Source organism: Xanthomonas sp. F1 (assembly GCF_014199855.1).
On the sequence record NZ_JACHOK010000002.1, the window covers coordinates 627,710 to 653,761 of the forward strand.

Annotated in this window: 19 protein-coding genes; 4 read left to right on the plus strand and 15 right to left on the minus strand. The window is 68.9% G+C overall.

Features of this window, described 5'->3' with window-relative positions:
- Window positions 1–188: 188 nt before the first annotated feature.
- A complete protein-coding gene (locus tag GGR71_RS07330) occupies window positions 189–1,058 on the minus strand; it encodes a pirin family protein (RefSeq protein ID WP_160961594.1) in 870 nt (289 codons plus the stop codon).
- 304 nt (window positions 1,059–1,362) lie between these two features.
- On the opposite strand from GGR71_RS07330, the gene GGR71_RS07335 reads away from it, so the two are divergent.
- Complete coding sequence (locus GGR71_RS07335) at window positions 1,363–1,755, plus strand: hypothetical protein (protein ID WP_160961592.1); 393 nt, start codon at window positions 1,363–1,365, stop codon at window positions 1,753–1,755.
- Between the two features lie 29 nt (window positions 1,756–1,784).
- Here the strand turns inward: GGR71_RS07335 and nfi are convergent, their stop codons facing one another.
- Window positions 1,785–2,501: a deoxyribonuclease V gene (gene nfi / locus GGR71_RS07340; protein ID WP_160961589.1), complete on the minus strand. Its 717-nt coding sequence runs from the start codon at window positions 2,499–2,501 to the stop codon at window positions 1,785–1,787.
- 239 nt (window positions 2,502–2,740) lie between these two features.
- On the opposite strand from nfi, the gene gpmA reads away from it, so the two are divergent.
- Both gpmA and GGR71_RS07350 read left to right on the plus strand, forming a co-directional pair.
- Entirely contained in the window at window positions 2,741–3,490 is a 750-nt protein-coding gene (gpmA, locus tag GGR71_RS07345) for a 2,3-diphosphoglycerate-dependent phosphoglycerate mutase (RefSeq protein WP_160961586.1), read from the plus strand.
- Between the two features lie 36 nt (window positions 3,491–3,526).
- On the plus strand, window positions 3,527–3,778 hold the full coding sequence (locus GGR71_RS07350; protein ID WP_160961584.1) for an SHOCT domain-containing protein: 252 nt from the start codon (window positions 3,527–3,529) through the stop codon (window positions 3,776–3,778).
- A gap of 138 nt (window positions 3,779–3,916) precedes the next feature.
- Here the strand turns inward: GGR71_RS07350 and GGR71_RS07355 are convergent, their stop codons facing one another.
- The 3 genes from GGR71_RS07355 to GGR71_RS07365 all read right to left on the minus strand — a co-directional run bounded on the left by GGR71_RS07355 (window position 3,917) and on the right by GGR71_RS07365 (window position 8,265).
- A complete protein-coding gene (locus GGR71_RS07355) occupies window positions 3,917–4,639 on the minus strand; it encodes a 4'-phosphopantetheinyl transferase family protein (protein WP_160961581.1) in 723 nt (240 codons plus the stop codon).
- A gap of 207 nt (window positions 4,640–4,846) precedes the next feature.
- Window positions 4,847–6,832 (minus strand): glycoside hydrolase family 127 protein, encoded by a 1,986-nt coding sequence (locus GGR71_RS07360; protein ID WP_160961578.1) that lies wholly within the window; start codon window positions 6,830–6,832, stop codon window positions 4,847–4,849.
- A 29-nt stretch (window positions 6,833–6,861) separates the two neighbouring features.
- Window positions 6,862–8,265 (minus strand): MFS transporter, encoded by a 1,404-nt coding sequence (locus GGR71_RS07365; RefSeq protein ID WP_160961575.1) that lies wholly within the window; start codon window positions 8,263–8,265, stop codon window positions 6,862–6,864.
- 188 nt (window positions 8,266–8,453) lie between these two features.
- Here GGR71_RS07365 and GGR71_RS07370 point away from each other — a divergent pair, with 188 nt between their 5' ends.
- A complete protein-coding gene (locus GGR71_RS07370) occupies window positions 8,454–9,272 on the plus strand; it encodes a helix-turn-helix transcriptional regulator (RefSeq protein ID WP_160961572.1) in 819 nt (272 codons plus the stop codon).
- A 193-nt stretch (window positions 9,273–9,465) separates the two neighbouring features.
- Here the strand turns inward: GGR71_RS07370 and GGR71_RS07375 are convergent, their stop codons facing one another.
- The 10 genes from GGR71_RS07375 to mfd all read right to left on the minus strand — a co-directional run bounded on the left by GGR71_RS07375 (window position 9,466) and on the right by mfd (window position 25,993).
- The gene (locus tag GGR71_RS07375; RefSeq protein ID WP_048490793.1) at window positions 9,466–10,542 is read right to left on the minus strand and encodes a protein-glutamate methylesterase/protein-glutamine glutaminase; all 1,077 of its coding nucleotides are present in this window, start codon (window positions 10,540–10,542) and stop codon (window positions 9,466–9,468) included.
- A 28-nt stretch (window positions 10,543–10,570) separates the two neighbouring features.
- Complete coding sequence (locus tag GGR71_RS07380; protein ID WP_160961570.1) at window positions 10,571–11,377, minus strand: CheR family methyltransferase; 807 nt, start codon at window positions 11,375–11,377, stop codon at window positions 10,571–10,573.
- Between the two features lie 12 nt (window positions 11,378–11,389).
- A complete protein-coding gene (locus GGR71_RS07385) occupies window positions 11,390–12,655 on the minus strand; it encodes an EAL domain-containing response regulator (RefSeq protein WP_160961567.1) in 1,266 nt (421 codons plus the stop codon).
- Between the two features lie 49 nt (window positions 12,656–12,704).
- Window positions 12,705–13,238 (minus strand): chemotaxis protein CheW, encoded by a 534-nt coding sequence (locus GGR71_RS07390; RefSeq protein WP_184451775.1) that lies wholly within the window; start codon window positions 13,236–13,238, stop codon window positions 12,705–12,707.
- A gap of 9 nt (window positions 13,239–13,247) precedes the next feature.
- The gene (locus tag GGR71_RS07395) at window positions 13,248–15,164 is read right to left on the minus strand and encodes a HAMP domain-containing methyl-accepting chemotaxis protein (RefSeq protein WP_456362593.1); all 1,917 of its coding nucleotides are present in this window, start codon (window positions 15,162–15,164) and stop codon (window positions 13,248–13,250) included.
- 53 nt (window positions 15,165–15,217) lie between these two features.
- Window positions 15,218–17,209 (minus strand): methyl-accepting chemotaxis protein, encoded by a 1,992-nt coding sequence (locus GGR71_RS07400; RefSeq protein WP_160961561.1) that lies wholly within the window; start codon window positions 17,207–17,209, stop codon window positions 15,218–15,220.
- Window positions 17,210–17,265: 56 nt separating this feature from the next.
- Window positions 17,266–19,404, minus strand: a complete 2,139-nt coding sequence (locus tag GGR71_RS07405; protein ID WP_160961558.1) for a methyl-accepting chemotaxis protein — start codon at window positions 19,402–19,404, stop codon at window positions 17,266–17,268.
- A gap of 57 nt (window positions 19,405–19,461) precedes the next feature.
- Entirely contained in the window at window positions 19,462–21,546 is a 2,085-nt protein-coding gene (locus GGR71_RS07410) for a chemotaxis protein CheA (RefSeq protein WP_160961556.1), read from the minus strand.
- A 13-nt stretch (window positions 21,547–21,559) separates the two neighbouring features.
- Entirely contained in the window at window positions 21,560–21,880 is a 321-nt protein-coding gene (locus GGR71_RS07415; RefSeq protein ID WP_048490786.1) for an STAS domain-containing protein, read from the minus strand.
- 444 nt (window positions 21,881–22,324) lie between these two features.
- Complete coding sequence (mfd, locus tag GGR71_RS07420; RefSeq protein ID WP_160961554.1) at window positions 22,325–25,993, minus strand: transcription-repair coupling factor; 3,669 nt, start codon at window positions 25,991–25,993, stop codon at window positions 22,325–22,327.
- Window positions 25,994–26,052 lie beyond the last annotated feature (59 nt).

The following is a 26,052-nucleotide window of genomic DNA, read 5'->3' on the forward strand; positions in this document are numbered from 1 at the left end:
AGCGGGGCCGTGCTGACAATTGGGATGCGAATTCCGGAATGTCCGCACACGTGGTACGGCGTGGCGGCACCCGCGGCAGCGGTCGTCACGCAGGGCGTGTGCGGGGATGCGGTGCCAGTCGACGAGGAGCGGGACGAGAGCGAGCGGGCCACGCACCTTGGCGGCCCGATCTGGCGGCGACCGTGGTGTCAGCGGCCCGGTTCGGGCAACGGAATGAATTCCTGGTCGTCGCCCGGAATGATTCCGAAGCGGCCCTCGCGCCAATCCTGCTTGGCCTGCTCGATGCGTTCCACCGAACTGGACACGAAGTTCCACCACAGGTGACGCGGGCCATCCAGCGGTTCGCCGCCCATCAGCATGGCCTTGAGCGGGGTCTTGGCGCGTAGCCGCCCACGTGTGCCGGGCTCAGGCAGGACCAAGTGCCGTGCCGGAATGTCCACGCCGTCCAGTTGCGCTTCGCCTTCAAGGACGTACAGCGAGCGCTCGGCGTGCTGCGCGTCCAGGTCGATTTCCGCGTCCGCATCCAGGTCCAGGGCCACGTTGAGGGTGTCGGCGAACACGGTCACCGGCGATTCCTCGCCGTAGGCGCGGCCGGCGATCACCCGCAGCCACACGCCGTCGCGGCGCTGCTGCGGCAGGCTGGCGGCGGCATGATGGTAGAACGCCGGTGCGGTCTCTTCCGCCGATTTCGGCAGCGCCACCCAGGTCTGCATGCCGTGCAGCGGATGCGCATGCTCGCGCAGCGTGGTCGGCGTGCGTTCGGAGTGGGAGATGCCGCGGCCAGCGGTCATCCAGTTGACGTCGCCAGCACGAATCACCTGATCGGAGCCGAGCGAATCGCGGTGGCCGATCTCGCCGGACCACAGGAAGGTGACGGTGGCCAGGCCGATGTGCGGATGCGGCCGCACGTCCACGCCATGGCCCGGCTCGAACACCGCCGGCCCCATGTGGTCGATGAAGACGAAGGGACCGACGCTGCGCGCCTGCATGCTGGGGACGGCGCGACGCACTTCGAAGCCGCCGATATCGTGGACGCGGGGGGCGATGAGGGTGGGCATGCGGATGCTCGCGGTCGCAAAAACGGAAGCGAAGCTTCGCATGCGCGGCGGCCGCGGTGCGGCGCCACGGCAAGACGGACTGTCCCGGATGCGCTCATGCGCGGCGCCGATCCCCGATGTGTGCGCGCTATGTCGCGCGGTTATGCCGGTATCCCGGAATCGCATAGTGCGAATTGCGCGCGCTTCTTGTCTGCGACGCAGCGGTGGGCCTGTGAATAATCGGCGCGCGTCGTGGCCGTTCGCACGAGCGAGCGCACGGCACGTGGCGCTGCATCGATCCCTCTTCCCCCGAAGGAGCACCCACATGAAGAATGTCGCATCGCACATCCGCTGTCGCCGCGCCGCCTGGTCGCGCCTTGGCCTGGTTCTGCTCGCAGGCGCGGTGTTCGCGGCGCAGGCGCAAGGCGTGCCGAACATGAACGTGCCTACCGAGATCATCAACGATCTGTGGGGTGCGAAGGCCTTGCTGGTCACCGGTGGACAAGGTGCCGGCTGCTATCCGGTCGCCAACGGCCATCGCGTCGCCGGCCCAACCCTGCGCACCAATATCCGCTACACGGCGATCGGCATGGCGACCGCCGATTGCGCTGTCGGCAGTGGCATCGCCAGTGTCAACATCACGTTCTTCGCGCGGCCGCGTCCGGCGGGCATGTACATCCAGATCGTCGACAACGGCATCGTCATCAGCAATCGATGATCGATGTAGCCGCCGGCCGCGGCGCCGATTCAGAACAGCGATTGCGTGTTGGCGGCCTGTACCACCACCTCGCCGCGGCGCGAAGCCAGCCGGTCGGCCAGCCGAGTCGGCTCCGGCAGGCGGTAACCGCGCAGATAGCGCTGGGTCCACTGCAGCGCGCTGTCCACCGCCACGCGGTGGCCGGGCGAGACGATCAGCGGATTGCAGCGCAGCTTGCTGCGCAGCGCCCAGCCGACCATCTCGCCGCGGTGCACGATAGGACTGTGGTCGCCGGCCTGGGCTCCTGGCTCTTCGAAGCGGCCGGCGAGCAGGGTCTTGGCCACGCCGATGCTGGGCAGCCCAGTGACCACGCCGAAGTGCGCGGCGATGCCGAGCCGGCGCGGATGGGCGATGCCCTGGCCATCCACGAACACCAGGTCCGGGCGCTGCCGCAGCAACGCCAATGCCGCCAGCAGCGCCGGCAGTTCGCGGAAGCTGAGCAGGCCGGGCACATAGGCCATCGAGGTGGGCACGCGGGCGATCTCGGCCTGGTGCGGCTGCAGGGTCTGCGCGTCGAGCAGTACCGCGGCGGCGCGGGTGACCTGGCCGTCGTCCTCGAAGCCGACGTCGAAGCCGGCCAGCCAGCGCGGCGGGTCGGGGACATCGTCCTGCAGGCTGACCTGGCGCGCCAGCGTCGCCTGCAGCGTGCGCGCTTGCACGATGCTGCCATCCCAATCGCCGAATACGGAGTGCGAAGAAGTGTCCATGCGCCGATCATGACGCCGCGTTCGTGGCTGGGGTGTGGAGGGGCCGGGAGTGGAGATTCGGGAGTGGGGATTCGTAACAGCATGGGTCTCCAGCAGGTCGTGCGGCCCGGTGTGCCCTGGTCGCCAGCGATCGGCGGGGAACCGGCTCTGGCGAATCCCCACTCCCGAATCCCCAATCCCCGCCACCAGCTACAATCCAGGGCCGCACGACCCACGCATCCCCAACGGAGACCGTCGCAGTGACCCGCAAACTCGTACTGTTGCGCCATGGCCAGAGCCAGTGGAACCTGGATAACCGCTTCACCGGCTGGGTCGACGTCGACCTGACCGAGCAGGGCCGCCAGGAAGCCGTGGCCGCCGGCCGGCTGATGCGCGAGGAGGGCCTGCAGTTCGACGTCGCCCATACCTCGGTGCTCAAGCGCGCCATCCACACCCTGCAGGGCGCGCTGAAGGAGTTGGACCAGGACTGGCTGCCGGTGCACAAGAGCTGGCGCCTCAACGAGCGCCACTACGGCGGCCTGCAGGGCCTGGACAAGGCCGAGACCGCGGCCAAGCACGGCGAGGACCAGGTCAAGATCTGGCGCCGCTCCTACGACATCCCGCCGCCGCCGATGGACGCCGAGGATCCGGGCCATCCGCTGCACGACCGTCGCTACGCCACCCTGGACCGCAACGCGCTGCCGGCCACCGAGTCGCTGGCGACCACGCTCGAGCGCGTGCTGCCGTACTGGCACGACGCCATCGCGCCGCAGCTCAAGACCGGGCAGACCGTGCTGGTCACCGCCCACGGCAACTCGCTGCGCGCGCTGTACAAGTACTTGAACGACGTGTCGCGCGAGGAGATCCTCGAGCTCAACATCCCCACCGGCATCCCGCTGCTGTTCGAGCTGGACGACAGCTTGCAGGTGCAGTCCTACCGTTACCTGGGCGATCCGGAAGCGGCGAAGAAGGCGGCCGAAGCGGTGGCCAACCAGGGCAAGGCGAAGTAAGCGCCAGGATCGGCACGCGCTCGGCAGGAGGACGCAATGGGCGGATTCAGCATCTGGCACTGGCTCGTGCTATTGGTCGTGTTCGCTTTTCCGCTGCTGATCGGTGTGGTGGTGTGGCTGGCGATCCGCGCGCAGCGGCGCCGGCCGGCGGTCGCGGCGCCGCCGCCGTTGCCGCCGGCCGCCTCGGTCGAGCAGCGCTTGCGCGCGCTGGAGCAGTTGAAGACGCAGGGCCTGATCGACGCGGCCGAGTACGCACGCCGGCGCGCGCAGATCCTGGATGCGCTGTGAGCGTATGGCGCCGCGGCAGGCGGCGCGTCTTCGTGGTCTGACCAGGCACGGCGCAGTGCGAGTGTTCGCAACGCGCGGCGTGTCGCATGCGGCGTGCGTCACTGCATCCGCGTGGCCACGTGGTAACGCCGGGACGTGCTACCAGACGCAACTGGTGAGCAGCAGGTCGGGCTGTACCTCCACCCAGCGCAGGCGGTGCGCTTGTCCGGCCGGCAAGGCGGGCGCCAGCGGCGTGGCGATCCGTGTGTCCACGCTGCCGCTGCCCGGGTCGCAGCCCTCGATGCGCAAGGCGTCGAAATCGAAGAAGCGGCCGACGGTCGCCGCCGCGGCCTTGTAGAAACTCTCCTTCGCCGAGAAGCCCAGGGTCAGCGCATACGGCCAGCCGCGGACATGGGCGAGCGCAGCCAGGGCGGCGCAGTCGCTGGCGTCCAGGGCCACGCTACGGATCGCCTCGAGCTGGTCTTCCGCTACCACGCGTTCCACGTCCAGGCCAATGCCGCGCGCCCCTGCGGATGCCGGCAGGGCGATGGCGACCGCCAGGCCGTCGGTATGCGAGAGGCTGCCGAGGAAGCCGTCCGGCCAGGCCGGTGCGCGGTCGGCACCGATCGGCAGGTCCGTAGCCGTGCTGCCCGCGTCCCGCAGCGCGGCGAGTGCCGCGCGCCGTCCGGCCAGGTACTCGGCCTGGCGCTTGCGCACGCTGCGCGCGATCGACGCCGGCTGCTGCAGGCCATGGCGCTGGAAATCGTCGCTGTCGAAGGCATCGACCTCGAACGCCAGCAGCCAGGCATTCGGCACGGCGATGCGATGCGCGCCAAGGGCGAGGCGGGCGAATGGCGGTGCGGCAGTGGCCAAGGCATCCATGGCGCTAGCTTAGAGCGTGCGCTGGCCGTTGCGGCGCGTGCAGCGCGGCCCGTGGGGCGCGGCGAGCAGGCGTCGCTTCGGTGACCTGCTTCCGCCACAATTAAACCGGATGCAGCTTGCCCAGTAGGAGCGGCTCTTGCCCCCTTTATCGGGAACGCCCGTCGCGGCTGAAGCCGATCCTACAGGAGATGTCCCGCAGCGTTGCCTTCAACCGTCGCTGGCGTCCACCCACACCCGCATCTCGCCCTCGCCGCGGTTGGCCCAGGCGAAGTAGGGCACGAAGGTAAGGGTCTGCGGCTGCCGTGCCGGCGGCGGCGCATCGTAGCTGTACAGCGGTGCGGTCGCGGCGTCGACGTCGCCGTGCAGGCGTTCGCCGCTGGCTTGCAGCAACACCTGGCCGTCCAGCGCGCCGCTGCCGGGCACGGCCTGCAGCGTGGCGCTGGCCGGCAGGCGCAGCTGATGCAGGTCGGCGCCGTTGTCGGCCTGCTCCAGGCAGTACACCAGTGGCCCGCGCTGCACCGCGACCTTGCCAGCCAGGTGACGCACGCGCGGGTGCCCGCTGACCCGCATCGGCGGCATCGGCAGGCGCAGCTGCAAGGTGTCGCCGGACTGCCAGCGCCGGCGCAGCACGCAGTAGCCATGCTGGCGATGCGCGTCGATCGCCACCGGCTCGCCGTTGAGTTGCAGGTGCGGCGCCTGGCACCAATCCGGCAGGCGCAGCGCGAGCGCGGCCTCCACCGGTGCGCTGCACTCCACGTCGAAGGAGATCGTGTCCTGCCACGGATACTCGCCGCGCTGGCGCAGGGTCAGGGTCTGCCCGCCGACCTCGAACAGCGCGTCGCTGCCGACGTAGAGGTTCACGTACAGGGTGTCGTCGCGGCGGGTGTAGAGGTAGTGGCCGAGCGAGGTCAGCACGCGGGCGATGTTGGGCGGGCAGCAGGCGCAGCCGAACCAGCGCTGGCGCACCGGCTTGACGTGATCGAAGGTGTGGTTGCCGTGCACCGTGGGCGGGTGCACTTCCAGCGGATTGACGTAGAAGAAGTGGCGCCCGTCCAGGGCCATGCCCCCCAGCACGGTGTTGTACAGCGCCCGCTCCATCACGTCGGCGTAGCGGCCGTCCGGCGCCAGCTGCAGCATGCGATTGGCGAACATCATCAGCCCGATCGAGGCGCAGCTCTCGTTGTAGGCGGTGTCGTTGGGCAGGTCGTAGTCGACGCTGAACGCTTCGCCGTAGCTCTGCGCGCCGATCGCGCCGGTCAGGTACATCTGCCGCTGCGTGGCGTTGTCCCACAGCCGCTCGCAGGCCGCGCGCAGCGTGGCATCGCCGCTGTGCCGGGCCAGGTGCGCCACGCCCGCGTACAGATACACGAAGCGCACCGCATGGCCGACCGCGGTGTCCTGCAGCGCCACCGGCAGGTGCGCCTGGCTGTAGGCCTTGTCCTGGATCATCCAGGCCGGGCCGTGCCCGCCCCAGAAGAAGGTCTGGCCGCGCTTGGCGTACTCTTCATCGTAGTAATGCGGCGTGGTGCCGCGCTGTTCGACGAAGTAGCGCACCAAGGCCAGGTAGCGCGCCTCGCCCGTGGCCTCGTACAGGCGCATCAGCGCCAGTTCGATCTCCGGATGCCCAGGGTAGCCGTGCAACTGCGTCGGGCCGGGTCCGAAAGTGGCGTCGATGTGATCGGCGAGCCGGCACACGATGTCGAGCAGGGCGCGCTTGCCGGTGGCCTGGAAGTAGGCCACACCGGCCTCGATCATGTGCCCGGCGCAGTACAGCTCGTGGCACTCGGCCAGGTTGCTCCAGCGTTCCTGCGGCGCCTTCACCGTGAAGTAGGTATTGAGGTAGCCGTCGGCCTGCTGCGCGGCGCCGATCAGTTCGATGGTGGCGTCGGCATCGCGCTCCAGTGCCGGGTCGGGATGCTGCGCCAGCAGGTAGGCCACGGCCTCCAGCCATTTGGCCACGTCGCTGTCCTGGAACACCATGCCGTAGAAGGTGCCGTCGCTGCGGCCGGCGGCGATGCGGAAGTTCTCGATGGCGTGGCTGGGTTCGGCATCGGCGACGTTGTCGTTGAGCGCGTCCCATTGGTAGGGCAGCACCACCTCCTGCACCAGGCGCTGGTAGCGCTGCCAGAACGGGTCGGCGATGCGCAGGTGGGCGAGCGGCAGTTCCGGGGACGGCACGGGCGAATGCGGCATGGAACGGAGATCCTGGAGAGTGGGGAAGGTCAGTGCACCGGGCGCGCGGCCAGGTCGGCAGCGATGTTTGCCAGCAGCGGCCGGCGCAGCCGGCAGCGCAGGATCACCGCGGCCAGCAGCAGGTGCAGGCCGGCGGGGATCAGGGTTTCCAACAGGGTGATGGCGTGCAGCGAGGCGGGACTCTGCTGCGCGGCTCCGGCGCGGTAGCCGGCGTAGACGAACAGCGCGCTGATCACCACCGCGCTCGAGGCCCAGGCGAGCTTGATGCAGAACAGGTTGAACGCGAAGTTGATGCCCGAGGAGCGCACCCGGTTCTTCCAGGCGCCGTAGTCGTCGGCGAAGGCCATCAGCGAGAAGTGCAGCGGCAGCGCGAAGCCCAGCACCAGGCAGTGCACGAAGATCACCGCCAGCCACAGCGTCTGCTGCGCCGGCCCGGTCGGCAGCCACCACTGCGCCACGCCGAACGCGGCCAGCGCCAGGTTGGTGTGCAGGTACAGCGCCAACGGGTCGAAGCGGCGGCACAAGGCGTTGACCATGATCGCGCCGAGCACGGTGGCCAGCGCCACCATCGCGAAGAACAGCGAGGCGTAGCCGCTGCTGCCGCCGAGCACGTAGGTGATGAAGTACAGATAGGCGCCGCCGCGGATGTTGTACACGTTGATCAGCAGGAACGACATCAGCAGCACCAGCCGCAGTTGGTCGTTGCGCAGCAGGCCGCGCAGGTGCGCGCCGATGCCGGCACCGCCGAGCAGGCTGACCGGCACGCGCTCGCGCACGGCGAAGAAACAGCCCAGGAACATCGCCACCGCCAGCGCCGCCAGCAGACCCACGCCAAGCTGGTAGCCGCGCGCTGCGTCGCCGTTGCCCAGTTCCCGCACCAGCCACGGCAGCCCGACCGACACCAGGAAGCCGGCGATGCCGCACAGCACGAAGCGCCAGGATTGCGCCGAGACCACGTCGCGGTGGTCGCCGGTCATGCTGTTGATCAGCGCGCAGTAGGGCACGTTGATCGCGGTGTAGCACAGCGACAGCAGGAAATAGCTGGCGAAGGCATAGGCGATCTTGGCGCCGGCGCTCAGTTGCGGCGCGCTGAAGGTCAGCACGCAGGCGACGCCGATCGGTACCGCGATCCACAGTTGCCAGGCGCGGAAGCGGCCCCAGCGGCTGCGGGTGCGGTCGGCGATCAGGCCCATCACCGGATCGGACACCGCGTCGGCCACGCGCAGCACGGTGAACAGGGTGCCGACCAGTGCCGGGGTCAAGCCGAACACGTCGGTGTAGAAGAAGGTGAGGAAGTTGGCGATCAGGCAGGTGACCACCGTGCCGCCGGCATCGCCCAGGCCGTAGCCGAACTTCTCCAGACGCGACAGGCGCGGCGTGGTCGTGGCCGGTGCGGCGTCTGCGGCGGCGGGGCCGATGGCGGTCGCGGTCAACGGGGCGGCTCCTGGCGCGCCTGGTCCGGCGCCAGCGCAAAGTGGCATGGCCGCGCACCCGCGACAAGAGTCTGTGCGGTATAAAACCGGTACGATTCCGACCACGATTGCCAGGCCGCACATGTGTGGCGGCTTTCATTCGATTGCTGCAGTGCAACGTGTCGCGCGCAAGGGGAGACGTTTCCGACATGCTCGAGTTCGCCGTCGCCTATCCGATCCGGGTCCAGAACGGAGGCCTGTTCATTTCCCGCGGGGTGGGCGCGCATCCGGCACGGGTGATCCAGTCCTACGAGCTGATCTTCGTCGAACGCGGCATCCTGTCGATTCGCGAACAGGACAACGACTTCCATGTCGGCCCCGGCGAGACGCTGCTGCTGTGGCCGGGCCGCGCGCATGCCGGCCTGGGCCAGTTCCCGGACGACCTGCGCTTCTACTGGGTGCATTTCGAACTGGAGCCGGGCGTGACGCAGGCGGACAACGCGGTGGCGCTGTCGATGCCGCAGCGCACCGCGATCCGCGATCCGGAACGCTTCGTCGGCCTGTTCCGCTGGTTCCTGGCCGAGCAGGAGGAGCGGCGCACGCTACCGATGCTGGAGCCGATCGTGCTGTCGATGCTGCAATGCGTGGCCGGTGCATGGCCGGATCCGCACGACTCCGAGCGCGCGGGAGTGGCGCTGGCGTACCGCGCCAAGCAACTGATCGGCACGCAGTTCCATACCGCGCTCACCGCCTCGTCGCTGGCCGCGCAACTGCACTGCAATCCGGATTATCTGGGCCGCATCTACCGGCGCAGCTTCGGCACCACGCTGACCGAGGCGATCCACCGCCAGCGCATCGCGTTTGCCGAGAAGCTGTTGCTGGTCAACACCTGCGCGGTGGACGACGTCGCGCAGCGCGCCGGCTTCAGCGACAGCGGCTACTTCCGCCGGGTGTTCCGCCAGCGTCTGGGCATGACCCCCAGCGCGTACCGGCGCCTGTACTGCAAGGAGCACATCAATTCGGGCTGAGGGAGCTTGCGGGTGCGGTGCGTGTGCGCATGCCGCGCACCTCTTTGCAGGTGCGCGGGTGTCGGTCGGCTGCTGCAGTGGCAATGCGCAGCCTGCCTGCGTCGTAGGAGCGGCTTCAGCCGCGACGGGCCTTCCATGGGAAGGCTCCGTCGCGGCTGAAGCCGCTCCTACGGACAAAGCCGCTTTGGCCGAGTTAGCTCAGCTGCTGGCCGATCTCGCGCGCCATCGCGCCCAGCGGCAGGATCTTCTCCGCGCCGCCGCGTTTGATCGCCTCCTTGGGCATGCCGAACACCACGCTGCTCTGTTCGTCCTGGGCCACGGTACGCGCGCCGGCCTGGCGCATCTCCAGCAGGCCGACCGCGCCGTCGTCGCCCATGCCGGTCATGATGATGCCCAGCGCATTGCCGCCGGCGGCGCGCGCGGCGGAACGGAACAGCACGTCCACCGAGGGCCGGTGTCGGTTCACCGGCGGTCCGTCCAGCACTTCGACGAAGTACTGCGCGCCGCTGCGACGCAGCAGCATGTGTTTGCCGCCCGGTGCGATCAATGCGCGTCCGGGCACCACGCGATCGTTGTTGGCCGCTTCCTTCACCGAGATCTGGCATAGCGTGTCCAGGCGCGCGGCAAAGGCGGCGGTGAACTTCTCCGGCATATGCTGGACGATGACGATGCCCGGGCTGACCCGCGGCAGCGCGGTCAGCACTTCCTCCAGCGCCTGGGTGCCGCCGGTGGAGGTGCCGATCGCCACCACCCGTTCGGTGGTCTGCGACAACGCGCGGCCGCCCTGCGCCGGCAGGATCACGTCGGCGGTGTGCTTGATCTCCGGCTCTGCCGGGGCCACGGCCGGCCGCGCCGACAGGCGCTTGACGTTGGCGCGCGCTGCGCTCTTCACCGTGGCGATCATTTCCTCGGCCGAATCGGTGAGGAACTGCTTGAGGCCGAGCTTGGGCTTGGTCACCACCGCCACCGCGCCGGCGGCCAGCGCGTCCATGGTCACCCGCGCGCCCTTCTCGGTGAGCGTGGAGCAGATCACCACCGGAGTGGGGCGCTCGCTCATGATCTTGCGCAGGAAGGTGATGCCGTCCATCTTCGGCATCTCCACGTCCAGCACGATCACGTCCGGCCACTGCTGGCGCATCTTGTCCATCGCCAGCAGCGGATCGGCCGCGGCGGCGATGACCTCGATGCCGGGCGCGTCGTTGAGCACGGCGACCAGCACCTGGCGCACCACCGCCGAATCGTCGATCACCATGGCCTTGATCGTGGTCATGCGGGGTTCCCTCCTGGCACGTCGGCCTTCATGGTTTGCGGTACACCGACGGCGCGATCTGCACCACGTCGCTGTTGACGTCGTTGAGGCTCTCGGAGTGGCCGATGCAGAAGATGCCGCCACGCTTGAGCGTGCCGAGCACCCGCGTCACCACTTCGCGCTTGGTCTGGCCGTTGAAGTAGATCATCACGTTGCGCAGGAATACCACGTCGAACTGGCCCAGGTTGGGCAGGGCGGTATTGAGATTGGCGTGCACGAAGCGCACATGGTCGCGGATCTTGCGGTCGATCAGCAGGCTGCCTTCGTACTCGCCGCGGCCCTTCAGGCAGTAGCGCTTGAGCATGGCCGGCGGCATGTGCTCGATGCGCAGCAACGGGTAGTGGCCGGTCCGCGCCTTCTCCAGCACGCGGGTGCTGATGTCGGTGCCGACCACCTCGTAGGGACGGCCCTGCAGGGTGTCGTCCAGCACCATGGCCATGCTGTAGGCCTCCTCGCCGGTGGAACTGGCCGCGCTCCAGCAGCGGAACGGCGCGCTGCCGGTATGCGCGGCGGCGACGCTGCGCAGCAGGTCGAAGTGCTTGGGCTCGCGGAAGAAATAGGTTTCGTTGGTGGTCAGCAGGTCGATCGCGGTCTGCACCTCGCCGCTGCCCTCGCGGCTTTCCAGCAGCTTGAGGTACTGGGTGTAGGTCTGCAGCGAATGCGCCTTCAGGCGCTTGCCCAGGCGTCCGCACAGCATGGCCTTCTTGGCCGGCGAAATGGTGATGCCGGCGGCGTCGAAGATGAAACGCTGGAACCGGCCGAATTCCTGCTCGGTAATGGTGTCGTGGCTGGTCATGGTCCTGGCCGGTCAGTGGGTGGAAGCGGGGGCGTGGGCGTTGCCGGTGGGGCCGTGTTCCTGCAGCAGGCGCTGGTGCTCCAGCAGCCAGGCATGCAGCGCGCCGCCCCCCAGCGGGCGCGCCAGCAGATAGCCCTGGCCGAAGTCGCAGCCCAGCTCCTGCAGCAGGGTCCAGTCCTCCACCGTTTCGATGCCCTCGGCGACGGTGTGCAGTCCCAGCCGTTGGGCCATGCCCAGCGCCGATTCGAGGACCGTGCGCAGGTTGCGGCTGCGATGCGCGTCGTGGACGAAGATGCGGTCGATCTTCAATTCCGTGAAGGGAATGCGGGTGAGTTGCTGCAGCGAGGAGAAGCCGGTGCCGTAGTCGTCCAGCGACAGGCCGAAACCCTGCAGCCGCAGCCGCGCCAGCATGCCCAGCGCGCTGCCGCAGACCAGCGAGCTTTCGGTGATTTCCAGCACCAGGTCGGACGGCGCCAGGCCATGCTTGCGCAGCAGCCCGAGCAGTTCGTCGAGCAGGTTCGGGTCCTGCAGCATGCTCGGCGACAGGTTCAGCGCCAGGGTCAGTTGAAACCCGTCCTGCTTCCACGCCGCCAGCCGTGCCATCGCCTGGTCGGCGACGCAGGCGGTGAGCGCGTGGATCAGGCCTTCGCGCTCTGCCACGGCGATGAAGCGGTCCGGCGCGATCGGCCCGGCGCTGGGATGGCGCCAGCGCGCCAGCGCTTCCACGCCGCCGACCCGGCCGCTGCGCATGTCCACCTTGGGCTGGTAGGCCACCTCGATCTCGCCGCGCTGCAGCGCTTCGCGCAGCATCGCGGTCATCGTCGCCTCGCCGGGCGCCTCGGCATCGTTCCGTGGCGCCGGCGCGGTCGGCGCATGGGCGCGCACCGCGGCGGCGAGTTGGGCGGCGCGCAGCGGCTTTTCCAGTCCCGCCAGCACCTGCAGGCCATTGCTACGGCCGACCTGCAGCACCGAGTCGATCAAGGCCGCGCCGCGCTGCGAGGCGACCACGATCGGCGCGCGCACGCCGCAGCGGGCGAGTGCGTCGAGCAACTGCACGCCGTCCATGCCGGGCATTTCCAGGTCCACGATCAACAGCCCTAGCGGCGCGCCTTGGGTGATCCTCGCCAGCGCGGCGTGGCCGTCGGCCGCGCCTTCCACCGCCACCGCGCCCATCCGCAGGCACAGGGCCAACGCGTGTTCGCGCTGGACCTGGCTGTCGTCGACCACCAGGACCGTGCCGAAGTGGTGCAGGGCGGCGGTGTCGGGGGACGTGGGCATGCGAAATCCGTTTCGAGGAAAGGGCAGGGCGCTGTGCGGCGAACGCCGATCAGGCCGCGATGCCTTCTTCCAGGTGGGCGTCGAGGCCGGTCATGCTGGCGAACTCCTGGGGCGCCAGCACCGCATCGGCGGCGAGCAGGATCACGAAGCGCTCGCCGACCTTGCCCATGCCGTGGATGAAATCGCGGCGGATGCCGGTGCCGAACGCCGGCGGCGGCGCGATGTCGGCGGTGGCGATCTCCAGCACCTCGCTGACCGCGTCCACCAGCAGGCCGAGCACCTGGCGCTCTTCGCCGGCGGCCACCTCGATGATGACGATGCAGGTGCGCTTGCTGATCTCGCTGGGCGCGCGGCCGAAGCGCTGCTGCAGGTCCACCACCGGCACCACCGCGCCGCGCAGGTTGATCACCCCGCGCAACGCGGGCGGCATCATCGGCACGTCGGTCGGCGTGCGGTACTCGATGATCTCCTTGATGCCGAGGATGCCGACGCCGAACATTTCCTTGCCGAGCAGGAAGGTCAGGAACTGGTCCGTCGCCAGGTCGCCGGCGTCGGAGGAGGAGAGCGAAGCGGAAGCGTTCATGGCCATGTCTCAGAAGGTTTCGAAGTGGGCTTCGTCGAGCGAATCCGCCAGGATCAACTGGCCGTTGGCGACGCGCGCGATCGGCTTGGCACCGGCGTGCCCGCTGCGGCCGCGCCCGGCGCCAGGACGGCGTGCGGCGGTCCTGGCCTGCGGGGTGCCGTGCACCTTGAAGAAGCTCATCAGCTGTTGCAGCTGCTCGGCCTGCGCGCTCATTTCCTCGGCCGTGGCGGCCAGTTCCTCGGAATTGGACGCGGCCTGCTGGGTGGTCTGGTTGAGCTGGCCGACCGCGGCATTGATCTGGCCGACGCCGGAGGTCTGTTCCTCGGAAGCGGCGGTGATCTCCTGCACCAGGTCGGAGGTGCGTTTGATCGACGGCACCATTTCGTCCAGCAGCTTGCCGGCGTTCTCGGCCAGTTCCACGCTGGAGCTGGCGACGTCGCCGATTTCCTGCGCCGCGATCTGGCTGCGTTCGGCCAGCTTGCGCACTTCGGCGGCGACCACGGCGAAGCCCTTGCCGTGTTCGCCGGCGCGTGCGGCCTCGATCGCTGCGTTCAGCGCCAGCAGGTTGGTCTGGTAGGCGATGTCGTCGATGATGCCGATCTTCTGCGCGATCTGCTTCATCGCCTGCACGGTCGCCCGCACCGACTCGCCGCCGTCCAGCGCCTGGCTGGAGGCCTTGCTGGCCATGCCGTCGGTGATCTTGGCGTTCTCGGTGTTCTGCGAGATCGACGCGGTCATCTGCTCCAGCGAGGCGCTGGTCTCTTCCACGCCGGCGGCCTGTTCGCTGGCCGCCTGGCTCAGCGACTGCGCGGTGGCGCTGACCTCTTCCGAGGCGCTGGCCAGCGACTCGGCATTGCCGTTGACCTCGCTGACCACCTGCGACAGGCGCGCGATGGTGTCGTTGATGTAGTTCTTCATCTCGGCGTAGGCACCGTCGTAGTGCTTGTCGATGCTCTGGGTCAGGTCGCCCTCGGCCAGGCCGCCCATCACCCGCACCACGTCCTGGATGCTGCCGCCGGTGGTGGTCGCCAAGTCGTTCAGGCCCTGGCCCATCTCACGCTGGAACCCGGCCAGGCCGTCCAGCGCGATCCGCTCGGAGAAGTCGCCGCAGTTGGCGGCGGCGACCACGCGGCGCTGGCCGTCGATCACCAGCTTCAGCCGCTCGACCATGGTCCTCATCGCATACAGCGCGCTGCCGTTGTCGTTGGCGCGTACCGCCACGTCCAGGTTGAGGTCGCCTTGCGCCACCTTGTTGGCGATCTCGGCCACATAGGCCGGCTCGCCACCCAGCAGGCGGGTGAGCAGGCGCACGATGACCACCGCCACCACCGCGCCCAGCAGCAACGCCACCGCGATGGTGGCGATGATCAGCGTGCGGGCGGACGCGTAGAGTTCGTCGCCGCTGTCACTGGCGTCCTGGCCGCCCTTGACGTTCAGGTCGACCAGCTTGTCGATCGCCTCGGCGGTGCTGCGGAAGATCTGCCGCTGCTCACCGTTCAGCACGGCCGTCGCCTCCTGGGTCTTGCCCTGTGCGGTGAGCGCCAGCAGCTGCTTGTGCAATTCGGTATAGCGGTCGAAGTTCTTGGCGAAATCCGTGTACAGCGCCTGCTCCTCGGGCGAGGAGATCAGCGGGATATAGGTCTTCCTGTTGTTCTCGAACGCCTCCAACGTCTTGATCATGCGCGTGTCGTAGTCCTGCATCTCGGCCGGACTGGTGGCGACGACCCGCTGCAACTCGAGCAAACGCAGCTTGTTGAAGTTCGCGCTCATCTCCTCGACGTTACGCACGCTGGGCATCCAGTTGGTGGCCAGTTCGGTGGAGGAGCCATTGATCCGGGCCATTTGCAGCGTGGCGAAAATGCCGGTTCCCAGCAACAGCAGCAACACCAGGCCGAAGCCGATGCCGATACGCGTGCCGATTTTCATGTGCGTGAACATCGTGATCCCCTGGATGTGATGTCGTGGAAGTGGAGTGGATATCAGAACGTGTCGAAGTGGGCTTCGTCCGGCGCGGGCACCAGTGCCAGGCCGACCTCCCCGAAGCCACGCTTGCGCGCCGGCGCCGCCTTGCGCGACGCGGCCGGTGTCGCGGCCGGACGTCGCGGCGACACCGCCTGATTGGTGCGGAAGAAACTCATCAACTGCTGCAACTGCTCGGCCTGGCCGCTCATTTCCTCGGCGGTGGCGGCCAGTTCCTCGGAGTTGGCTGCGGCTTGCTGGGTGGTCTGGTTGAGCTGACCGACCGCGGCGTTGATCTGGCCGACGCCGGAGGTCTGTTCCTCGGAGGCGGCGGTGATCTCCTGCACCAGGTCGGAGGTGCGGCGGATCGACGGCACCATCTGGTCCAGCAGCTTGCCGGCGTTCTCGGCCAGCTCCACGCTGGACTCGGCGACCTGGCCGATCTCCTGCGCCGCCACCTGGCTGCGCTCGGCCAGCTTGCGCACTTCGGCGGCGACCACGGCGAAACCCTTGCCGTGCTCGCCGGCGCGTGCGGCCTCGATCGCCGCGTTCAGCGCCAGCAGGTTGGTCTGGTAGGCGATGTCGTCGATGATGCCGATCTTCTGTGCGATCTGCTTCATCGCGGTCACCGTCGAGCGCACCGCATCGCCGCCTTCGTTGGCTTCGCGGGCGGCCTTGGCGGCCATGCTGTCGGTGACCTTGGCGTTCTCGGTGTTCTGCGCGATGGATGCGGTCATCTGCTCCAGCGAAGCGCTGGTCTCTTCCACGCCGGCGGCCTGCTCGCTGGCGGCCTGGCTCAGCGACTGCGCGGTGGCGCTCACCTGCTCGGAGGCACTGGCCAGCGCCTCGGCGTTGATGTTGACCTCGCTGACCACCTGCGCCAGGCGCGCGACGGTGGCATTGATGCTCTCGCACAGTTCCTTCAGCTGGCCCTGGCACTGCACGTCCGCTACCCGGGTCAGGTCGCCGCCCTCGACCGCCTTGAGCACCGCGCCGGCCTCGTTCAGCGGGCCGATCAGCGCGTCCAGGGTCAGGTTGATGCCGTCGACGATGCGGCGGAAGTCGCCATGGTGCTGGCTGGCATCGGCGCGCACGCCGAGGCGGCCGGCGCTGGCCGCCTCGGCGAGCAGGCTGGTGTCGCGGATCAGCGCGCGCAGGTTGGAGCGGACCTGCTCGATGGTGTCGTTGATGAACACCTTCTTGCCGGCGAAGGTCTCCAGCGGCGCATCGAAGTTGCCGCGGCCGAACTCGGCGATGCAGGCCATGGCCTTCTTCTTGGTGGCGATGTGGTCGCCGACCATGCGGTTGATGCCATCGGCCATGCTGCGGAAGTCGCCTTCGAAGCGGTGGCTCTCGATCATCACGTCGATGTCGCCGGCGTCGTGCTGGGCGGACATGTGCCGCATCTGCGCGATCAGCCCCAGCAGGTTGCGGCGGACCTGTTCGATGGTCTCGTTGATGAAGGCCTTCTTGCCCGGGAACGCCTCCAGCGGTGCCTCGAAGTTGCCGCGACCGAACTCGGCGATGCAGGCCATGGCCTTCTTCTTGGTGGCGATGTGGTCGCCGACCATGCGGTTGATCCCGTCGGCGATGACCTTGAACTCGCCGTCGAAGCGGTGGCTCTCGATCACCACGTCGATGTCGCCGGCGTCGTGCTCGCGCGACATGCGCACGATCTCGTCGTTGATCTGGCGCACGCCCGTCTGCACCTGGCGCAGTGCCAGCAGCACCTCGCAGGCCTGGTCGTTGCGCACGGTCGGCATCACCACTTCGAAGTTGCCGTTGGCGAAACGTGCCAGGGTGGTGGTGGCGATCCGCAGCGAACGGGTGATGGCGTGGACCGTGTAGGCCAGCACCGCGGCGGCGAGCACGGTGGCGCCGATGCTCAGTGCCAGGGTCTGCCCGGCGGGCAGGCCGAGGGCGAACCCGCACGCGGCGGCGGCCAATGGCAGCACGACGGCGATGGCCGAACCGGTCCACAGCTTGGAGGACAGCGAAAGGGAGTTGGACATGCCGGATACCTGTACGGGAAGAGAAGCACCAGCCGGCCGGCCGGTGCGGGGAAGGGTCAGAACGAAACGAACGCGGCTTCTTCCAGGCGTGCGGCCTGGGCCGTGCCGGCGGGGCCGCCGAAACTGCGCGAGCGGGGCACGCGCTGCATCGGTGTCGGCAGACGTCGCGGTTGCGGGGTCTGCGCCGCAGTGGTGGCGGCGCCGGTGGTGAAGAAACTCATGAGCGTTTGCAACTGTTCGGCCTGGCTACTCATTTCTTCGGCCGTGGCGGCCAATTCTTCAGCGTTGGCAGCGGATTGCTGTGTTGTCTGGCTGAGCTGAACCACGGCGGCGTTGATCTGGCCGACGCCGGTGCTCTGTTCCTCGGAGGCGGCGGTGATCTCCTGCACCAGGTCGGAGGTGCGGCGGATCGACGGTTCCATCTCGCCGAGCAGGCGCCCGGTGGTCTCGGCCAGGGTCACGCTGGTGCCGGCGACATCGCCGATCTCGTGCGCGGCCACCTGGCTGCGCTCGGCCAGCTTGCGCACTTCCGCGGCGACCACGGCGAAGCCCTTGCCATGTTCGCCGGCGCGTGCGGCCTCGATCGCCGCATTCAGCGCCAGCAGGTTGGTCTGGTAGGCGATGTCGTCGATGATGCTGATCTTGCGCGCGATCTCCTTCATCGCCGAGACGGTGGCACGCACCGCCTCGCCGCTCTCGGCGGCCTCGCGCGAGGCCTTGCTGGCCATGCCGTCGGTGATCTTGGCGTTCTCCGCGTTCTGCGCGATCGAGCCGGTCATCTGCTCCAGCGAGGCGCTGGTCTCCTCCACGCCGGCGGCCTGCTCGCTGGCCGCCTGGCTCAGCGACTGCGCCGTGGCCGAGAGTTCCTCGGCGGCGCTGGCCAGGGTGACGGCGTTGCCGTTGACCTCGTTGACGATGCTGGTGAGCTTGTCGATGGTGGCGTTGACGTAGCGCTGCATGTCGGCGAAGGCGCCCTCGTAGTGGCCCTGCACCTGGCGGCTGAGATCGCCCTCGGCCATCGCGCCCATCACCTTGATCACGTCGCCGACGCTGCGCAGGTTGCCGCGGGTCTGCTCGATGATCTCGTTGATGAACGCCTTCTTGCCGGGCAGCTGCGGCATCGGCGCCTCGAAGTTGCCGCGGCCGAACTCGGCGACCACGCCCAACGCCTGCTTCTTGACCGCGATGTGCGCGGCGACCATGCGGTTGATGGCCTTGCCGATGGCGCAGAACTGGCCGTCCAGGTGGCTGCAGTCGATCTGCACGTCGATGTCGCCCTTGTCGTGCTCCTCGGACATGCGCGCGATCTCGGCGATCAGGCGCTTGAAGTTGCCGCGTACCTGCTCGATGGTCTCGTTGATGAAGGCCTTCTTGCCGGGCAGCTGCGGCATGGCCGCGTCGAAGTTGCCGCGGCCGAACTCGGCGACCACGCCCAGCGCCTGCTTCTTGACCGCGATGTGGCTGCCGACCATGCGGTTGATGCCGTCGGCCATGCTGCGGAAGTCGCCCTGGAAGTGCGCGCTGTCGATGCTGGCATCGATCTCGCCGGCCTCGTGCTGCTCGGAGACACGGCGCATCTCGGCAATCAGGCCGAGCATGTTGCGCCGCACCTGCTCGATGGTGTCGTTGATGAAGGCCTTCTTGCCCGGGAACGCCGCAAGCGGGGCGGCGAAGTTGCCGCGGCCGAACTCGCCGACGCAGTCGATCGCCTGCTTGCACACGCCGATGTGGGCGCCGACCAGTTGGTTGATGTCGCCGGCCACGGTCCGGTAGGCGCCGTTGGCCTGCGCCGCATCCAGCATCACGTCGCAGTCGCCGGCGGCATGTGCGCTGGTCATGTGCGCGACGTCGGCCTGCAGCTGCCGCAGCGGTCGCTGCGCGGCGAGCAGGGCCTGGCCGATCTCGCTGCCGCCCGCCGCCGCATCCACGCGGTCCAGCTCGCCCAGCGCCAGCGCCTGCAGGCCGGTGCGGGCCAGCTCCAGTTCGCGCTGCGCGGCCACGGCCGCATGCTGTGCCGCGCGCACGCCGTGGCCCAGCACCGCTGCGGCGAGCAGCGTGGCCACGGCGACCAGGATCCATGCGGGGCCGCCGGCCAGCGGCAGTGCCAGCGCCGCGACGGCCGCGGCAGCGGGCAGGGCGACGGCGACGATGGCGGCCGTCGACAGGGTGGTAAGGGGCGTCCGGTTCTGGGACATGACGGAGATTCCTGGTTGATGGCGCGACGTAGGAATGACGGCGGGCGAGGCGGCGGCTCAGGCCGCCAGCGATTCGGCGCCGGGTTGCAACTGGCCGAGCAGCGACGGCACGTCCAGGATCAGCGCGACCCCGCCGCTGCCGAGGATGCTGGAGCCGCTGATGCCCTTGACCTGGGCGAAGACCTTGGAGAGCGGCTTGATCACGGTCTGCCACTCGCCGAGCAGGGTGTCGACCACCAGGCCGAAGCGCTGCGAGCCCTGGCGGATCACCACGATGCTCTCGCGCGCCGGCGGCGCGCCGGCGATGGCGAACAGCGAGCGCAGGCGTACGTAGGGCAGCACGTTGCCGCGCAGGTCGATGTACTCGCTCTGGTAGTTCGGCGCGAACTCCACGCATTCCTCGACCACGTCCAGCGGCACCACGAACACCGACTTGCCGACCCCGACCTGGAAGCCGTTGATGATCGCCAGGGTCAGCGGCAGCCGCACCGAGATGGTGGTGCCCACGTCCTGCTGACTGCTGATGTCCACGCTGCCGCGCAGCGCGGCGATGTTGCGCTTGACCACGTCCATGCCGACGCCGCGGCCGGACAGGTTGGTGACCTTCTCGGCGGTGGAGAAGCCCGGCTCGAAGATCAGCGCGAACACTTCGCGGTCGGAGAGCAGGCGGCCGGGTTCGATCAGGCCGCGTTCCAGCGCCTTGGCCAGGATCCGGTCGCGGTTGAGGCCGCCGCCGTCGTCGCTGATCTGGATGACGATGCTGCCGGAATCGTGGAAGGCGTTGAGCCGCACCGTGCCGCGCACCGGCTTGCCGCGCGCCTGGCGCACCTCGGCCGGTTCGATGCCGTGGTCCATGGCGTTGCGCACCAGGTGGGTCAGCGGATCGGCGATCTTCTCCACCACCGACTTGTCCAGCTCGGTGTCCTCGCCGTTGACCACCAGCACGATGTCCTTGCCCAGTTCGCGGGCGACGTCGTGGACCACGCGGTGGAAGCGGCTGAAGGTGCCGCCGATCTTGACCATGCGCAGCTGCAGCGCGCTTTCGCGCACTTCCTCGACCAGGCCGGCGAGGATCGAGGTGGATTCCAGCAACTGCGCATCGCCGGTGCGTTGCGCATTGGCGCCGGTGCTGGCGACGGCGATGATCAGCTCGCCGACCAGGTCGATCATGCGGTCGAGCTTGTCGGCGTCGACGCGGATCGAGCCGCCTTCGCCGCGTGCAGCTGCGGCCTTGGCAGGGCCCGCGTTGGCGGCGGTGGTCGCTGCCGCGGCCGGGGCGCTGGCGACGGCCGCTGCGGCCGCGGCTGGCGCGGCCACCGGGGCGGCGGCGCTCTCGAACCCGGCGAAGTCGTCGGCGCTGGCCTGGCTGCCGGCTTCGGCCACCAGCAGCGGCAAGTCCAGGTTGGCGGCGTCGCCGTTCGGCTCCACTGCCAGCACCTGCAGGTCGCAGTCGTCGCGCACGAATTCGAAGATGTCCTCGATCGCGGCCTGCTGCGCGTCGCTGCGCAACAGGATGTCGAAGCCCAGGTAGCAGGCCTCCGGATCCAGTTCGGGCAACGCCGGCACGCGCTCGTGACGGGTACGCACTGCTTCCAGCGTGCCCAGGCTGCGCAGGCAGCGGATCAGGTGCAGCGGCGAGTTGCCGAAGCGCAGCGCGTCGGTGAACAGTTGCAGCGAGATCCGCCAGTAGCCGGTCTGCGCGGGTGCGGCCGGGGCCGCCGGCGTGGCCGCGGCTGCGGCCGGCGCAGCGGCAGGTTGCAGGTAGGTCTGCAGGCGTTCCAGCAGCGGCGCGCCTGCGGCGGTCAGCGTGGCTTCGTCGGCCTCGGCGCCGGCGGCGGCTTCCACCAGCGCGCGGATGTGATCGCAGCAGGCCAGCATCAGTTGGATCAGTTCCGAATCCAGCGCGACGGCATGCTCGCGCACCAGGTCCAGCACGCTCTCCACCACGTGGGTGAAGCCGACCAACTGCGCCAGGTCGAACAGGCCACCGGAGCCCTTGATGGTGTGGGCACCGCGAAAGATCGCGTTGACCGCGTCGGGACCGGCTTCGCCGCGCTCGGCTTCCAGCAGATTGCGCTCCATGTCCTCGAGCAGGTCGCGGCTCTCGGCGATGAAGGTCTGCAGCAATTGATCCATGTTCATGTCGTGCTGCCGATTAGTGAAGAGTGTCGTCGCCGACGCGCTCGAACGCGTCGCCCAGGCCGAGCAGGTCCAGCGCATCGCCGACCGCCGTGCTGCAGCCCTCGAGGTGGAACGGCCGCCCCAGCGCGCGCAGCGCGGCCTGGGTGGCCAGCAGCAGTTGCACGCCGGTGGCATCGATGTCGGTGACCTCCTGCAACTGCAGGCGCAGGCCGCCGGGATGCTCCAGCGCCGGCAGCAGCAGCGGCTTCAGTTCGGCCGCACGGCGGATGGTCATGTCGCCGTCCACGCGCAGCTGCAGCGGCGGATCCTGTTCATCGGGGGGCGTCGAGCGCATGGCGGGTCTCCGGCAGTGGACGAGTGGAAAGCCGGTGGCGCCCCATGAAGGGCACGTGCAGGCTTCGGTAAGAGCGATATCGGCTCAGACAGGAAATATTTAGAAATATTTAGTGCGCGTGAAGCATTTGTCTCCCACGCCGCACGCAAACCTGAGTTGTTCAGACCAATGCAAGATGCACATCCCACAAGGGCTCAGATGCAGCGAGGCCCCTGTCTCCTGCACGTGCCGTGCCAATGGCAACGGCGCGTGAAGACGTCAAAAAAGCCGCGCAAGGCGCGTCCTTCGGTCTTCACGTGAAGACCGTTGCGTTCAGGTGTTGCGCAAGTGCAGGCGCCGTATGCCGCCGCATGTGGCGGCGATACTTCAGAACGAAAAGAGTACGGCCCGTGTGCGGCGGCCGCTGGGTGCGTGAACAGACGCGGGCAAAATCGCCCGCGTCGCTCAGCGTGGCGACAGCGCGGTCAGCAGGCCGCGTGCGGCATTGAAGCGGTCGGCCGCTTCCGGCAGCGGCAGCTTGAGCTTCAATTTGTCCGGGCCGTCCATCGCGTACAGCTTGGGCTGCTTCTGGATCATCTGGATGATGGTCATCGGATCCACGTCGGGCTTGGCCTCGAACACCAGGCGCCCGCCGTGTTCGCCCAGTTCCAGCTTGCGGATGCCCAGCGCGTTGGCCTGCAGCTTCAGCTCGGCGATGGCGAACAGGTGCTTCACCGGATCCGGCAGCAGGCCGAAGCGGTCGATCATCTCCACCTGCAGTTCGCGCAGGCCGTCGCTGTCGCGGGCGCTGGAGATGCGCTTGTACAGGGTCAGGCGGGTGTGCACGTCGGGCAGGTAGTCGTCGGGGATCAGGGCGGGCACATGCAGTTCCACCTCGGCGCCGCGCACTTCCTCGCCGGCATCCAGGTCCGGCAGCTTGCCCTGGCGGATGCTGCGCACCGCGCGTTCCAGCAGTTCGGTGTACAGGCTGAAGCCGACCTCGGCCATCTGCCCGCTCTGGTCCTCGCCGAGCAGTTCGCCGGCACCGCGGATCTCCAGGTCGTGGGTGGCCAGGGTGAAGCCGGCACCCAGTTCGTCCATCGAGGCGATCGCGTCCAGCCGCTTCTGCGCGTCGGGGGTGATGCTGCGCCGGTCCGGCACCAGCAGATAGGCGTAGGCGCGGTGATGCGAGCGGCCGACGCGGCCGCGCAACTGGTGCAGTTGCGCCAGGCCGAAGCGGTCGGCGCGGTTGATGACGATGGTGTTGGCGTTGGGGATGTCGATGCCCGATTCGATGATCGTGGTCGACAGCAGCACGTTGAAGCGCTGCTTCTGGAAATCGAGCATCACCTTTTCCAGCTCGCGCTCGGGCATCTGCCCGTGGGCGATGCCGATGCGCGCCTCCGGTACCAGCTCGCTCAGCTCGCGCTGCATGCGGCCGATGCTCTCCACGTCGTTATGCAGGAAGTACAACTGGCCGCCGCGCGCCAGCTCGCGCTGGAAGGCTTCGCGCAGCAGCGCGTTGTCCCACTGGGTGACGAAGGTCTGCACCGCCAGCCGGTTCGGCGGCGGCGTGGCGATGATCGACAGGTCGCGCAGCCCGGCCATGGCCATGTTCAAGGTGCGCGGGATCGGCGTGGCGGTGAGGGTCAGCAGGTGCACGTTGGCGCGCAGCGCCTTCAGCGCTTCCTTCTGGCGCACGCCGAAGCGCTGCTCCTCGTCGACGATGACCAGGCCCAGGTCCTTGAACTTCACGTCCGGCTGCAGCAGGCGATGGGTGCCGACGATCACGTCGATGCTGCCGGCGGCGACCTTCTCCAGCTCGGCCTTGATCTCCTTGCTGCTCTTGAAGCGCGACAGTACCTCGACCTTGAGCGGGTAGTCGGCGAAGCGGTCGCGGAAGTTGCGGTAGTGCTGTTCGGCCAGCAGCGTGGTCGGCACCAGCACCGCCACCTGCTTGCCGGCGCTGGCCGCGGCGAAGGCCGCGCGCACCGCCACCTCGGTCTTGCCGAAACCGACGTCGCCGCAGACCACGCGGTCCATCGGCTGGCTGCTGGCCAGGTCGCGCAGGGTGGCGTCGATTGCGGCCAACTGGTCGGGGGTTTCCTCGAACGGGAAGCCGGCGGCGAACGGCTCGTACATGCTGCGGTCCACCTGCAGCGCCAGGCCGGCGCGGGCCTGGCGGCGCGCCTGGATCTCCAGCAGTTCCGCGGCCACGTCGCGCACCTTCTCGGCGGCCTTGCGCTTGGCCTTGGTCCATTGCTCGCCGCCCAGCGAATGCAGCGGCGCGGTCTCGGCCGAGGCGCCGGAGTAGCGGCTGATCAGGTGCAACTGCGCGACCGGCACGTACAGGCGGTCGCCCTTGGCGTATTCGATTTCCAGGAACTCGCCGGGCATGCCGCCGGCATCGAGCACGATCAGTCCGCGGTAGCGGCCGACGCCATGGTCCTCGTGCACGATCGGCGCGCCTTCGGACAATTCGCCCAGGTCGCGGATGATCGCTTCCGGCTCGCGCCCCACGCGCCGGCTGCGCCGCGGCTGGCTGGCGCGCTCCGGGAAGAGCTGGCGCTCGGTCAGCACCGCGATGCGCGGCTCCTCCAGCGCAAAGCCATCGTCCAGCGGCGCAACGGCAATGGCGAAACGTGCACCGATCTCGCCGGAGTCGAGCCCCTCTCCCTCCGGGAGAGGGGGTGGGGTGAGGGTATGACCGCTAGGGGTGTTCGTCTGCGCAGCTGTGGAAGTTGCCGAAGAACCCGCCTTCTTCGTTCCCGACCGCGCGCGCGCCGTACCCTCATCCGGCGCTTCGCGCCACCTTCTCCCGGAGGGAGAAGGAACAAATGCCGTGAAGTTCGGCAGCACCTCCGGCTTCAGCTCCGCCGCCGCCAGCACTTCCAGCAGCGCCTCGCGGCGACCCGGCGAATCGGCGGCGATCAGCACCCGGCCTGGATAGTGATCGAGGAAGCTCTTCAGCGCCGCGCCCGGCGCGGCGTCCTTGGCGGCCACCGGCAACGGCGGCAACGGCTGGTCGCCCAGTGCCTGCGCCTCGTCGATGCGCGGATGGTCGGCGGCCCACACGTCGATGCGCGGCAGCCCATTGAGGCGTTCGCGCAACGCGTCCGGCGCCTGGTACAGCTCCTCCGGCGGCAGCAGCGGACGCTCCACGTCGTGGCGGCGCTGCTCGTAGCGGGCCTGGGTCTGCGTCCAGAACGCATCGGCGGCGGCGCCCACGCCCGGCGCGATCAGCGGCAGCACGTGCGCGCCCAGATAATCGAACAGGGTGGCGGTGGTCTCGCGTGCGCCACTGCTGCGCGTGTCCTGGAAGAACAGCGGCAGGTAGTACTCGATGCCTGACGGCGCCAGCCCGGCCTTCAGATCCTGGTACAGCGCACTGCGCCGGGTGTCCACGTCGAAGCGCTCGCGCAGCGCGCTCAACACCCGCTCCACGCTGACGTCGTCCATCGGTACTTCCCGCCCGGGCAGCATGTGCACCGCCTGCACATGGTCCAGCGAGCGCTGCGATTCGGGGTCGAAGGCGCGGATCGAGTCGATGTCCTCGTCCAGCAGTTCGATGCGCAGCGGCGCCTCGGTGCCCATCGGATACACGTCGAGCAGGCCGCCGCGCACGGCGAAATCGCCGGGATCCATCACCTGCGGCACGTTGCGGTAGCCGGCGCTCTCCAGCCGGCGCTTCTCCGCATCCAGGTCCAGGCGCTGGCCTACGCGCAGGTCGAAGCTGCCGCCGACGATGTAGCGCAGCGGCGCCACCCGCTGCATCAGCGTCTGCACCGGCACCACCACGATGCCCTGGGTCAGCGTCGGCAGCCGGTGCAGCGCCGCCAGGCGCTGGCTGACGATGTCCGGGTGCGGACTGAACTGGTCGTAGGGCAGGGTCTCCCAATCCGGGAACGGCACCACCGGCAGGCTCGGATCGTCGCCGAGCAGGCTGTGCAGGTCGGCTTCGAGCTGATGTGCGCTCTGGTTGTCGCGGGCGACCACCAGCAACGGACCGCGATGCGCGGACGCGGCGCAGGCGATGTGCCAGGCCAGTGCGGTGGAGGACGCGGGAGCGCGCCAGTGCGCGCGGAGCTGGCCGGACTTGGGCAGCGGCGGAATGGGGAAGGGAAGGGGCGGCATGGACCAACTAGTCTAGCAAGGTCGGGACCCGGGGCCCGGGACCGGGGACCCGGAAGAGC